The following is a 12621-nucleotide window of genomic DNA, read 5'->3' on the forward strand; positions in this document are numbered from 1 at the left end:
CTCAATTATATAGTCTACTAAAATTAGTAAACTAGTACTGCGCGACGGTTTTTAGCGTACACATCTTCAGATTGACCTAGAAGAAGTGGCTTCTCTTCACCGTAGCTTACGATAGAGATTTGGTCAGCTTGAACACCTAGAGCTTGTAGGTATTTCGCTACAGCTTGTGCACGACGCTCGCCAAGTGCGATGTTGTACTCAGGAGTACCGCGCTCATCAGCGTGACCTTCGATAGTAACGTTCATGTCAACGTTCTTAACTAGGTATGCTGCGTGAGCTGCTAGCATTTCTTCGTAATCGCCAGCGATAGTAGAGTTATCGAATGCGAAGTAGATTGTTTGAGTTTCACGTAGCGCTTGCTCTTTAAGCTCTTGCTCAGACAGTTGACCGTTAGCGTCAATTGGCGTTACAACAGTTGTGTCTACGTTGCCTTCTGAACCTGAAGTTGTTTGGTTGCTTTCTGTACCAGATGTTGCAGATGTTGCTTCATCAGTTGAGCTACATGCCGTTACTGCCATCACTGGTAGTGCAATCATCAAGCCTTTAAGAACTTTGTTAAGTTGCATCTTTTTTTCCTTACGTTATCAAACTTAGTTTCTACAGCGACTAAGAGTGCTATAGATAGTTAAATGCCACAATAGTTAACACTATCAATAGCTAAAAGAATGTATCAAATTAACTAGAGAAACGGTGACCACGCCGGCGCTCTTACGCGTCCGTTGGTTGCCGGTAATCTAGCTTTAAAACGGCCATCGATAGAAACCATCGATAGTACATTTGTTTTATTGTAAATAGAGCTATAGATAACCATACCTCCATTCGGTGCAATACTTGGAGATTCATCTAACAATGTTTTTGTTAGTACCTGAACCGCACCAGTTTCCAAATCCTGTTTCGCCAAGTTAAAACCTGAGTTACTGCGATTCACCATGATCATGAATCGACCATCAGGAGTGATCTGGCCACCTAAGTTTTGGCTACCTTGCCAAGTAATACGAGAAGTCGAATTATTGGACAAATTTACATTATAAATCTGTGGTTTACCACCACGATCCGATGTGAAAATAAGAGACTTGCCATCTGGGTGCCAGAATGGTTCAGTATTATTAGAACGACCGCGGGTAATTTGAGTCAGCTTACGGCTAGCAAGGTCAAGTGTGTACACCTGAAGGCTGCCTGTTTTCGACAATACCAATGCCAATGTTTTACCATCTGGCGAGAATCTTGGCGCACCATTATGACGAGGGTATGACGTCACCTTCTCACGTTCACCAGTGTAAATATTCATGATGAATATTTCCGCTTGGCCATTTTGGAAACTCACATAAGCAAGCTTTTTACCGTCTGGTGACCATGCAGGTGACATGAGAGGTTGCTTAGAACGAAGTACTAAACGCTCGTTAAAGCCATCGTAGTCAGCAACACGCAGTTGGTATGGGTATTGGTCTTTGTCGTTCACAACTACGTAAGAGATACGAGTTAAGAACGCGCCTTTCTCACCGGTTAGCTCTTCATACACTAAGTCCGCGATACGGTGTGCATACTCTCTCAAGCGTTTACCAGGCACTGTCGCTTTCTTGTTGAACAACACGTGATCTTTAGAAAGTACCAATTGGCCTTCATCGCTTAGTGCGCGGCTTTGTCCTTTAGTCAGTTGACCACGAACAATGTCGATCAGTTGGTAGTTCACCACATACTGCCCTTCGGCATTTTTAGTGATGCTACCGGTTAACAGTGAATCAACGCCTAGGTTAGTCCAAGCATCAAAATTCACCTCACCTTCGCTGTAAGGCGTTTGAGGCATTTTGCTAGTTGCTACTGGGCTGAATTTACCACTGCGTTGTAAGTCAGAAGCGATAACCGCTGATACATCGTGTGGCAATGGCTCTGCGCCTTCCCAACGGAAAGGTACAATAGCGATAGGTCTTGCAGAGTTAATACCGTCTGTAATAACCAGCTCCAGCGCTGCATGTGCAAACTGGCTGCTTGTAGCTATTAAGAAAACAAAACTCAGTAATAGTTTCTTTAACACAAGTTCGTCCTTTTACTCTGGTGATACAGTTAAGTTAATGTCTTTCAGTGAGTTCACAATGTCTGGGTCTTTAGGCAACGGGTAAGATTGCACTTGTGCCACCGCACGCTTGGTTGCTGCACACAAACGGCTATCGCCATCTAAGATACTCAAGCTACCCAATATCGCATTAGAGCCCGTTGGAATCAGCTTAAGGTTCACTCGACATGAGCGTCCTCGATAGCTGTCTTCTAACAACAGGTTCTGTTGAATCAGTTGGGTATAGATCGCACCGTAACGTTGCGCTTCATCACTAATAAATTGTTGTCTTGCTGAAGAGTTTTGAGTCGCTTCCGTTTCAAGGCCAGCAAAGATATCGTTCAATGCGGCTTCTTGTTGTTTACGCTCTTTTTCTGCTTTTGCTGCAGCTTCCTTCGCCTTACGGGCTTTCTCTGCTGCGGCTGCCGCTTCTTTCTCTTTCGCTATGCGTTGCTTTTCAGCGCGTTCAGCGGCTTCTTTCTCTTTACGAGCTTTGTCGGCTGCCTCTTTCGCGGCTTGCTCTTTTGCCACGCGTTCTTGTTCAGCTTTTGCGATTGCCGCTTCTTTGGCTTTACGCTCGTTCTCGGCTTTCACTAACGCAGCTTCTTTTAGCTTACGGTCAGCTTCTGCTTTAGCGGCTTTCTTTTGCTCTTGCTGTAAACGCGCTTCTTCAGCTTTGCGTTGTTTCTCTTTCTCAACTCGGCGCTTTTCAGCTTCACGAGTCGCTTTAGCTTCTTTCGCTTGCTGTTCTTTTAGCTTACGAATATTTTCTTCTTCAGCTTTACGATTCTTTTCAAGTCGTTCGCTTTCACGTCTTAGTTTGTCTAGACGCTCTTGCTCTTTCTTGCTCGCCGCTTCTCTTTGTTGACGAATCTGTTGAGCTTGCTGGCGAACCAACTGAGGATCAATCACAACAGCTTGAACCATCTGCCCTGTAGGCTTTGGCTCTGACATCGTGAAATCCGCTCCCCAAATGAGCGCAACGAATAAAATGACGTGCAGCCCAAGAGAAATAAGAAGCGGTGATCTGAAATTATTGGATTTTTTATTATTCGCTTTCATGAATGCTACGGAGCTATTCCCTTATATCCGTTAAAAGGCCAACCTTTGGCACACCTGCACGGCTTAATTCATCAAGTAGTAAAACCACTTCAGCGTATGGCGTTGCGGCATCACCACCAACCGCCACTGGAGAGTTTGGCTTCAAAGACAACTCAGCTTTCACTCGGACGATAATATCTTCCATAGATAAGCCACGCTGCACTTCTTCGTCATTAACGCTCAAGCCAAGTTCACCGTCTTTGTTCACTTCAACGATGATGAAACTTGCGTTGTCGTCACCCAGTAAGTCTTGCGCCGATTTAGCCGTTGAAGCCTGAGGCAATTCAACGTCAACGCCTTGAGTAACAAACGGCGAAGTCACCATAAAAATGATCAGCAAAACAAGCATAACGTCGATGTAAGGTACAACGTTAATCTCTGCTGTCATTTTGCGTTTTTTAGGTTGGTATCCAGCCATCTATTATTCCCTGCCAGCCATCGCTTGACGGTGAAGAATACTGTGGAACTCTTCAGAGAAAGTCGCGTAGTTGTGCTCTAGCTTGCCTACTCGGCTGCTGAAGCGGTTGTACGCCATTACTGCTGGAATCGCAGCGAATAGGCCCATTGCTGTTGCGATCAGTGCTTCTGCAATACCAGGGGCAACCATTGCGAGCGTCGCTTGCTTCACTTCACCTAATGCGATGAATGAGTGCATGATGCCCCAAACCGTACCAAATAGGCCGATGTATGGGCTGATAGAACCAACGGTCGCCAAGAAAGGTAAGTTAGTTTCTAGTTCATCGACTTCGCGAGCAACGGCAACGCGCATCGCACGGCCAGTGCCTTCCATGATGAAGTCAGGTGATGTTGCATTCGATTTACGAAGGCGAGCGAACTCAGTAAAGCCTGCGTAGAAAATTTCTTCAGTACCAGAAAGCTCGTCTTTGCGTTTGTTGCTCTCTTGGTACAGTTTTGCAAGATCAACGCCTGACCAAAATTTGTCTTCAAACACTTCTGTTTGTTTAGAAGCTTGAGATAACACTTTACTTCTTTTTATGATCATCGCCCAAGAAACAACAGACATGCCCATAAGAGTCAGCATGACCATCTTCACTAGTAAACTAGCTTCTAAAATTAGGCCTAAGATTGAGATTTCAGCAGTCACTATTCGTTAGCTCCGTAAGAATAAATGTTGGCATTGCCTTTGGTTTCATTTTTTGATTGTCGATACATGCTACCTTAACCATTGCTTTACACAATGCTTTGCCATCAGGATTTACGATCTCTTGACAGAAGACCAAGGTAGCTCGCTTCAACTCGTAAATATTTGTAATGACTTGTAAAGAATCATCAAGACGCGCGCCTTGAATAAAATCAATGTCCATATGTCGGACTACAAAACCGATGTTTTGTTCTAACAATACTTGCTGAGAAACGCCAATTGAGCGCAACATCTCAGTTCGAGCGCGTTCGAAAAACTTAAGATAGTTTGAATGGTATACAACGCCACCCGCATCGGTGTCTTCGTAATACACTGTCACTGGCCACGGAAATGGCTTAGATAATCCCTGCAATTTGATACCACAATCCAAAACGATAAAGATCTCACTATAACCTAACTCCTTATCATTAATAGTATATCGCTGTGAATTTTTTGATTTGAGAGACGAAAAAAAAGGCCATCTGTATAAGATGACCTCTTTTTGGCTAAAAACCCAACAAGTATAAAGGTTCACGTTATTATGAACCTAAATCCTTTGCCTTTTATAGAAGGCGCAGCGTCGTTAGGTAGAGCAAAATTGTGAGTGAAACATATGGGCTAAACAGTAGCTGCCACATCCAAGCTCTTGGCTTAAATCCGATACCGTAAACCATGCTTGAGCATACTGCCCAAATGAACATTGGCCCGATGATCGCGTTAAAGCCACCTATGCTTGTCGCATACGCTTCAGGATCCCACATAACTAAACCCACATGCATGAAACCCAATACTAGGGATAAGGCTCTAAGCAGAGTCTTATCCATTGGTTGATGCAGCTTAGCAATTTGCTCTGCGAGATTACTCACTGTCTTTGTCCATCATTTCTGAATGCTCTAGCCATAGAGCATTGATGATGCCGAATGCACATGCTAGAAGTACACCCAAAATCCATGCGAAATACCACATAAAATTTCTCCTAAGTTATTTAACTTCTAGCTTAGTAAGCTGAAACGTCGTTATCTTCGATGTGTTTCTTATCTAGACGACCGAACATTTTGTAGTATGTCCAAGTTGTGTAGCCAAGAATCACAGGAACCATTACCGCCGCAACGACAGTCATAAGACCAAGCGTTAGCTCACTCGCTGTTGAATCCCACATAGTCAAGCTTTGGTTAGGGTTCAGGCTTGATGGCATTACGAATGGGAACATTGCAAAACCAGCCGTTAAAATAACACCAGCGTTCGATAGGCTTGAGAACAAGAATGCGAAACCACCACGCTCAAAACGAGATGCAATCACAGCAAGTAGTGGCATTGCTACACCAAGGATCGGCGCAGCCCACATTGCTGGATAAGTTTCGAAGTTTGTCATCCAAGCACCCACTTGAAGTGATACTTCTTTGTTTAGTGGGTTTGAGTCAGCAAACGTATCGATAGTGCTCGTAATTACATAGCCTTCGATAGATTGAACCCAGAAACCACCAATAACGAATAGAGCAATAGCAATTAGGCCAGTGATCTGAGCAACGTTACGAGCACGAGCGTGCAGCTCTTCTGTTGTCTTCATTTGAAGCCATGTTGCACCTTGCATCACGAACAACATCAGAGCCAACACACCACAAAGCAATGCAAATGGGTTAAGCAGAGCGAAGAACGTACCATGGTACTTAGACATCATAAATTCGTTCAGTTCAAATGGAACACCTTGTAGTAGGTTACCAAATGCCACACCGAAAATGATTGGTGGTACTGCGCCACTAAAGCAAAGTGCGTAGTCCCAAGTTTTGCGCCATTTTGGATCTTCGATCTTTGAACGGTAATCAAGAGCAAGTGGACGTAACCAAAGTGCAGCTAGCGTTACGTACATTGCGAAGTAAAAACCAGAGAAAGACGTCGCGTAAACCAGTGGCCATGCAGCAAACAATGCACCACCCGCAGTGATAAGCCAAACTTGGTTACCATCCCAGTGAGGGGCAATCGTGTTTAGCATAATACGACGTTCAGTGTCGCTCTTACCGATAACAGGTGACAGAGCTGCAACACCCATATCAAAGCCATCAGTTACGGCGAAACCAACCAGTAGAACACCGATCAATACCCACCAAATAAGTCGTAAGCTTTCGTAATCAAACATAATATTCCCTCACTTATACTTCAACTGAACGGCTAACTTTGTCTTCAACAGAGTTATCGTTTTGTTCGAAGTGGTAACGGCCTGTCTTCAAGCTACTTGGACCTTTACGTGCGAATTTCAGCATTAGGTAAACTTCAGCAATCAAGAACACTGTGTAAAGTGCCAGGATAGCGAATAGAGAAGTCCAAAGCTGTCCAATAGTCAGTGCTGATGCAGCAACGTTAACCGGTAGGATTTCACCAACCGCCCATGGTTGACGACCAAACTCAGCAACGAACCAACCTGCTTCAATCGCAATCCAAGGAAGTGGGATTGAGAATAGCGCAGCTTTAAGTACCCATGGTTTCTGTTCGATTTTCTGACGGCACGTTTGAACAAACGCAGCACCGAATACAAACAGCATGATGAAGCCACAAGCAACCATCAGACGGAATGACCAGAATAGAGGCCAAACTGTTGGGATAGAATCATCCGCAGCCATTTGGATTTGGTCTTCTGTTGCATCAACAACGTGGTCTGTGTAGCGCTTAAGAAGCAAGCCGTAACCTAGGTCACCTTTCACTTCGTCGAACGCAGCCATGTTTTCTTCAGACTTATCGCCTGCACGTAGCTTTTCAAGCAGCTCGTACGCGTACATACCAGTACGGATACGATCAACGTGGTCATCACGTAGGTCACGTAGGCCCGTTACTTCAGTATCAAGCGAACGCGTTGCGATGATACCCATTACGTAAGGAATTTTAATTGCGTAGTCAGTATCCATTGTTTCTTGGTTTGGAATACCAAAAACAGTAAATGCGGCTGGTGCTTCTTCAGTGTGCCACTCTGCTTCAATAGCTGCTAGCTTCACTTTTTGAACTTCACCAAGCTCGTAACCAGATTCATCACCTAGCACGATTACTGACAGGATCGCCGCCATACCGAAAGATGCTGCAATCGCGAAAGAGCGACGAGCAAAGGCAAGGTCACGACCTTTAAGAATGTAGTATGAGCTGATACCAAGGACGAACATTGCACCCGTTGTGTAACCAGACGCTACTGTGTGTACGAATTTAACCTGTGCTACTGGGTTTAGTACAACTTCAGCGAAGCTCACCATTTCCATACGCATAGTTTCAAAGTTAAATTCCGCACCCACTGGGTTTTGCATCCAGCCGTTAGCTACCAAGATCCAAAGCGCAGAGAAGTTAGAACCAAGTGCTACTAACCAAGTTACCGCTAAGTGTTGACGCTTCGACAATCTGTCCCAACCGAAGAAGAAAAGACCAACAAAAGTAGACTCTAGGAAGAATGCAACAAGCGCTTCGATAGCCAGCGGAGCACCAAAGATGTCGCCAACATAGTGAGAATAGTAAGACCAGTTAGTACCGAACTGGAACTCCATGGTTAAGCCTGTCGCTACACCAAGAGCAAAGTTAATACCAAACAATTTACCCCAGAACTTAGTCATGTCCTTGTAAATTTGCTTGCCAGTCATTACATAAACTGACTCCATAATGGCAAGTAGAAATGCCATACCTAGTGTCAGTGGAACAAATAGGAAGTGATACATCGCTGTAAATGCAAACTGCAATCGCGACAGATCAACAACATCAATCATGGTAACTCCTTTGTGTCGGCTGAATGACACTTGTGTGATTAATCACCGCAAAAATCCATGTTAAAACAATTTGTGTAATTGTTATTACAAATTGAAATTTGTAGCAAAAACGTACCGTTATAGTTAGATTATTGTTAAGCATGAGCTAATATAGCTGGCGCTAATATTACTGGTAAAATCAGTATGTTTCAAAAGGTTTATAGGAGAACCTTGCGTTGATTTGTATCAATTTTATTCGAGCAAATTAGAGTTATTTTTGAACAATCATGATTAAAATCACACCAATTTAGCCTCAGTTAATAACAGCGCATGATATCTGTGACAAAAGCTCAGCACCGCCTCAACATACGAATTACAACTACCTATAAAGTATTAACAAAAAATATGACAACTTATTTCATTTTTTGTTAGCTAAATCAAACCTGCAATCAAAGTTTTCATTTTTGATGATCGCTATTCAGTCTTTTTATCGACTCGCTCAAAGAGTTGTTATTCAGTAAAAAGCAAAAAATCCCAGCGCTTATGCAACTGGGATCTTTAAAAATGAATAATTTAACGATTAGACGGCTTATCTATTCCGAAGTGTAAATACGCTCTGTCGGTCGCGATTCGACCTCTTGGTGTCCTTTGTAGGTAACCTTGTTGAATCAAGTAAGGTTCTAACACATCTTCAATGGTGTCTCTCTCTTCACCAATCGCGGCAGCCATGTTGTCGATACCTACCGGACCACCACCAAACTTCTCCATAATCGCAAGCAGAAGCTTTCTATCCATGTAGTCGAAACCTTTAGCATCGACATCCAACATGTTTAGCGCTTTGTCAGCAACCTCTGGACAAATATGCCCGTCGCCTTTTACTTCCGCATAATCCCGAACACGACGCAGTAGACGGTTAGCAATACGTGGCGTACCACGAGCTCGGCGAGCAACTTCTAGCGCCCCTTCGGACTCCATAGAAAGACCAAGGCAATCTGCACTGCGTTGAACGATGTTTTGTAGGTCTTCAACCTTGTAGTACTCAAGACGCTGAGTAATACCGAAACGGTCACGTAACGGCGATGTCAGTGAGCCAGCACGAGTGGTTGCGCCAATCAAAGTAAAAGGAGGAAGGTCGATCTTGATAGAGCGTGCCGCTGGGCCTTCACCAATCATGATATCCAGTTGGTAGTCTTCCATTGCTGGGTACAACACCTCTTCAACCACAGGGCTTAATCGGTGAATCTCATCAATGAACAGGACATCATTTTCTTCAAGATTGGTCAGCAACGCCGCTAGGTCACCCGCTTTTTCTAGAACAGGGCCTGAAGTCGTACGAATGTTGACATCCATCTCATTGGCCACAATGTTCGCCAACGTGGTTTTACCCAAGCCAGGAGGACCAAATATCAACAGATGGTCGAGAGCCTCGTTACGCAGTTGTGCCGCTTTGATGAAAATCTCCATCTGACCACGAACGTGATCCTGACCTTGATAGTCAGCAAGTGCTTTAGGGCGTATTGCACGATCAATGACATCTTCATCTTTGAATACTGGGTTATCCGGTGCAATAAGGCGATCGGCTTCAATCATAAATTCTGCTATTCCTAACTATGCTCTTGTTGACTCTGCGCTTCTTGACTCTGTGTAAAGGCAAAGTGAATGAGTCTATTTTGTCGAACAAGTATATTGGGTATTAAACCATCGATTTCAGAGCTTCGCGAATCAACTGCTCGCTGGTCATGCCATCTTTAGCCACTTGAGAAACCACCTTAGAAGCTTGAGTCGGCTTGTAGCCTAATGCAAGTAGTGCACTTACCGCTTCTTCTTCAGCGTCATGAACGGTTGGCATAGAATCAATCGGAGCTGCATCCGTCGCTGGAGTAAATAGGTCACCTGCGCCCCACCCTTTCAGGCGGTCTTTCATTTCAACAACCAGACGTTCAGCGGTTTTCTTACCCACACCCGGAAGTTTAACCAGCGTCGAGATGTCTTCACGTTCAACACTTTGAACAAACTGGCTAGCCGTCATACCTGAAAGAATGCCAAGGCCTAGCTTAGGGCCCACACCGTTCGCTTTGATCACTTCACGGAACAGTGCACGCTCTTTAACCGTGTTAAAACCATAAAGTAGCTGCGCATCTTCACGTACAACAAAGTGCGTGTAGATGATTGCCTCTTCGCCCACGTTTGGTAATTCGTAAAAACAGCTCATTGGCATTTGAACTTCATAGCCAACGCCACTCACTTCGATTAGTAATTCTGGTGGCTGTTTTTCTATTAATGTACCGCGTAGACGTCCGATCACAATTCACTCTCTTGATGGAATATAATTTGAGGGACAGAATATAAAAGAACTGGATGCTTATCCAGTTCTTTGTGTTTATTAGGATGATTTATTTAAGCTTGCTTAGCTTGGGAAACCACGCTGTTTAAGCTTTCGACCAGTTCTTTTACTGAGGTGACATGCCCGGTCAGTTCAGAACCATAATTAGCGACTAAACCTGACACGGATTTGGTTTCTGCAACGCTCTGTGCCACTTCTGAACTCGCGAGATCGAGTTCTTTCAATGAGCTCATCTGCATCGCCATAATATTGGTCAGTTGGTTAACGTCGGTCGAGATGGTTTGAACCTCGGAGATAATGCCGTTCATTTCATTGGCCGTGGTTTCAATGATGGCTCTGCCATGTTCCACTTCTTCTTTACTTCGGTCTAATAAGGTTCGAATTTCTATCGCGGAATGGCTGCTTTTCGCCGATAGCTCTCTCACTTGATCTGCAACTACCGCAAAACCTCGCCCTTGCTCTCCGGCGCGTGCTGCTTCTATTGCTGCGTTAAGAGCTAATAGGTTGGTTTGCTCGGCAACCGAGGTAATCAAATCAGCGACTTTCATGATTTCTTGATTACTTTGAATGATCTGGCTGATTGCACTGGTTGAGGCTTCTAGTGATTCTGAGCTCTTTTGCGCTTTCGTTCCCACAGCTTCACTGCGCTCTTTCAGTTCGCCCACGAATGAATTGGATTCTTCGATGCCTTGAGTCATTTGATGCAGTTGTTGGCTCATCTGTTCTGCTGCACTCGCCTGAGATTCGCAATTGATGTTCAACACTTCAACTTGAACATGTAGGTCTTGAGACTGCTGGTCTAAATGGACAGATACGCCCTGTAAGCTTTCAGAGTTTGAGTTGGCTTGGTCAAGGACAATGGAAAGTCGACCTTCGCTTTGCGTCGCTTGATTGGCAATCTGTTGGCTTTCCGAAATCGCACCTTCTGCCATTTCAATCGCCACCTCTTTTTGCTTAGCTGTAAAGGCTTGAGCAATGCAAATCACCACCAGCGGCATGATCACACCAGACCATGTTTCAACCACCACGGCTTCCGGAGTAAGTACTAACTGCGGAAATTCAAAACCATCAAGATGAGCGGAAGTCATCACCAATGAAACACCAATCACTAGCCCACTCCATACAAGGGCGACTATTCGAGTTCCTGACAGGAAAAAAGCAACCACTAACAACGGCACCCAATAAGCCTGAGTAGACTCAACCACACCACCGCTTTGATAGATGATATTCAGGGCGTGCACCGCCATGCCGACAAAGCCAAAGTTCAATGCCAAGCTAGGCTTTCGGGTAATGCGTAATAGCAGTGCAGAGACTAATTCAAAGGCGATAAGAAATATGGAAGTGGCAACCAGCAGCTGCTCTTCATGCTTAGTCCACTTAATGAGGCTGTAGATACCTACGAAGAATGCGATAAAAGTGAAGAGTAATAAGATATCCGCTTGTCTGACTTCGTTGCTATTCCACCCATTACTTTTGGGTAGAAACAGCGCGCGCCACAGCTTGATTGGGTTCATCAGTGATCATCCTTGATTAACTTGTTAGACCTCCGACCAATGTTAATAACATGTTAAATGATACGCAATGTTATTATCTGGGTTCTGTACGAAAGATCTCATTTCATCAAGGATTTAGGTGCGTATTGTTTTGATATGAGCCAAACGAGGCGTCAGGCTCATGTAATAGAAGCTTTCAGAAAATAGAGGGATGGGATTAACGGTAGCGCCCTTTTCTCGCGCCTGTCGCTTTACCTGCCAGCGCAACCAAGGTTTTATTGGTGTTGGCGTGAGTGATCGCTACGCCTAGAGCATCCGCAGCATCGGCCTGTGGTTTAGCAGGTAGCTTAAGCATGCTCATCACCATGTTCTGAACCATCGACTTATCAGCACCACCATTACCTGTCACCGCTTGTTTGATCAAACGAGCCGCATATTCATGTACAGGTAAATCTGCATTCACCGCTGCTACAATCGCACTGCCACGAGCTTGGCCAAGTTTAAGTGCTGAATCGGCATTCTTCGCCATGAAGACCTGTTCTATCGCAAACACATCCGGCTGAAACTGAGTGATGATTTCGCTCACACCGGCGTAGATTTGTTTAAGTCGGCCCGGCAGTTCTTTTTCAGAGGTGCGGATACAACCGCTACCTAAGTAATATAGATGACGACCATTTTGACGAATCACGCCATAGCCGGTAATACGCGAGCCAGGGTCAATCCCTAAGATAATAGACATAACTTCAATACTGATTATTTATACATGCTTTATGAGCTTA

14 protein-coding genes are annotated in these 12621 nt (G+C 44.5%); all 14 read right to left on the minus strand.

What is annotated here, in order from left to right; genetic code table 11:
• Window positions 1-23: 23 nt before the first annotated feature.
• Window positions 24-566 (minus strand): peptidoglycan-associated lipoprotein Pal, encoded by a 543-nt coding sequence (pal, locus tag HRQ85_RS12315; RefSeq protein ID WP_017062069.1) that lies wholly within the window; start codon window positions 564-566, stop codon window positions 24-26.
• Between the two features lie 113 nt (window positions 567-679).
• On the minus strand, window positions 680-2032 hold the full coding sequence (gene tolB, locus HRQ85_RS12320) for a Tol-Pal system beta propeller repeat protein TolB (protein ID WP_172379738.1): 1353 nt from the start codon (window positions 2030-2032) through the stop codon (window positions 680-682).
• Between the two features lie 12 nt (window positions 2033-2044).
• Entirely contained in the window at window positions 2045-3112 is a 1068-nt protein-coding gene (gene tolA, locus HRQ85_RS12325; RefSeq protein ID WP_050634906.1) for a cell envelope integrity protein TolA, read from the minus strand.
• Between the two features lie 13 nt (window positions 3113-3125).
• Window positions 3126-3569: a protein TolR gene (gene tolR / locus HRQ85_RS12330; RefSeq protein WP_017062072.1), complete on the minus strand. Its 444-nt coding sequence runs from the start codon at window positions 3567-3569 to the stop codon at window positions 3126-3128.
• A gap of 3 nt (window positions 3570-3572) precedes the next feature.
• Complete coding sequence (gene tolQ, locus HRQ85_RS12335) at window positions 3573-4256, minus strand: protein TolQ (protein ID WP_017062073.1); 684 nt, start codon at window positions 4254-4256, stop codon at window positions 3573-3575.
• The gene (ybgC, locus tag HRQ85_RS12340) at window positions 4246-4683 is read right to left on the minus strand and encodes a tol-pal system-associated acyl-CoA thioesterase (RefSeq protein ID WP_172380063.1); all 438 of its coding nucleotides are present in this window, start codon (window positions 4681-4683) and stop codon (window positions 4246-4248) included. The genes tolQ and ybgC overlap by 11 nt, the downstream gene beginning before the upstream one ends.
• Window positions 4684-4855: 172 nt before the next feature.
• Complete coding sequence (gene ybgE / locus HRQ85_RS12345; RefSeq protein WP_017067532.1) at window positions 4856-5158, minus strand: cyd operon protein YbgE; 303 nt, start codon at window positions 5156-5158, stop codon at window positions 4856-4858.
• Window positions 5151-5258: a cytochrome bd-I oxidase subunit CydX gene (cydX, locus tag HRQ85_RS12350; protein WP_000270284.1), complete on the minus strand. Its 108-nt coding sequence runs from the start codon at window positions 5256-5258 to the stop codon at window positions 5151-5153. The genes ybgE and cydX overlap by 8 nt, the downstream gene beginning before the upstream one ends.
• Window positions 5259-5289: 31 nt before the next feature.
• Entirely contained in the window at window positions 5290-6426 is a 1137-nt protein-coding gene (gene cydB / locus HRQ85_RS12355) for a cytochrome d ubiquinol oxidase subunit II (RefSeq protein WP_019821033.1), read from the minus strand.
• A 13-nt stretch (window positions 6427-6439) separates the two neighbouring features.
• Window positions 6440-8026 carry a cytochrome ubiquinol oxidase subunit I gene (gene cydA / locus HRQ85_RS12360; protein WP_172379739.1) on the minus strand — a complete coding sequence of 529 codons (1587 nt, stop codon included), beginning with the start codon at window positions 8024-8026 and terminating at the stop codon, window positions 6440-6442.
• 552 nt (window positions 8027-8578) lie between these two features.
• Entirely contained in the window at window positions 8579-9595 is a 1017-nt protein-coding gene (gene ruvB, locus HRQ85_RS12365; RefSeq protein WP_017062078.1) for a Holliday junction branch migration DNA helicase RuvB, read from the minus strand.
• A 103-nt stretch (window positions 9596-9698) separates the two neighbouring features.
• Window positions 9699-10310: a Holliday junction branch migration protein RuvA gene (ruvA, locus tag HRQ85_RS12370; protein ID WP_017062079.1), complete on the minus strand. Its 612-nt coding sequence runs from the start codon at window positions 10308-10310 to the stop codon at window positions 9699-9701.
• A 92-nt stretch (window positions 10311-10402) separates the two neighbouring features.
• On the minus strand, window positions 10403-11863 hold the full coding sequence (locus HRQ85_RS12375) for a methyl-accepting chemotaxis protein (RefSeq protein WP_172379740.1): 1461 nt from the start codon (window positions 11861-11863) through the stop codon (window positions 10403-10405).
• A 196-nt stretch (window positions 11864-12059) separates the two neighbouring features.
• Window positions 12060-12581: a crossover junction endodeoxyribonuclease RuvC gene (gene ruvC / locus HRQ85_RS12380; protein WP_004736470.1), complete on the minus strand. Its 522-nt coding sequence runs from the start codon at window positions 12579-12581 to the stop codon at window positions 12060-12062.
• Window positions 12582-12621: the final 40 nt, after the last annotated feature.

This window comes from Vibrio sp. Vb339 (assembly GCF_902751245.1).
Taxonomy (GTDB): domain Bacteria; phylum Pseudomonadota; class Gammaproteobacteria; order Enterobacterales; family Vibrionaceae; genus Vibrio; species Vibrio coralliirubri.

Coding starts and splice junctions, on each gene's coding strand:
- pal (WP_017062069.1), bottom strand. CDS start 566: ATGCAACTTAACAAAGTTCTTAAAGGCTTGATGATTGCACTACCAGTG.
- tolA (WP_050634906.1), bottom strand. CDS start 3,112: ATGAAAGCGAATAATAAAAAATCCAATAATTTCAGATCACCGCTTCTT.
- tolR (WP_017062072.1), bottom strand. CDS start 3,569: ATGGCTGGATACCAACCTAAAAAACGCAAAATGACAGCAGAGATTAAC.
- cydX (WP_000270284.1), bottom strand. CDS start 5,258: ATGTGGTATTTCGCATGGATTTTGGGTGTACTTCTAGCATGTGCATTC.
- cydB (WP_019821033.1), bottom strand. CDS start 6,426: ATGTTTGATTACGAAAGCTTACGACTTATTTGGTGGGTATTGATCGGT.
- cydA (WP_172379739.1), bottom strand. CDS start 8,026: ATGATTGATGTTGTTGATCTGTCGCGATTGCAGTTTGCATTTACAGCG.
- ruvB (WP_017062078.1), bottom strand. CDS start 9,595: ATGATTGAAGCCGATCGCCTTATTGCACCGGATAACCCAGTATTCAAA.
- HRQ85_RS12375 (WP_172379740.1), bottom strand. CDS start 11,863: ATGAACCCAATCAAGCTGTGGCGCGCGCTGTTTCTACCCAAAAGTAAT.
- ruvC (WP_004736470.1), bottom strand. CDS start 12,581: ATGTCTATTATCTTAGGGATTGACCCTGGCTCGCGTATTACCGGCTAT.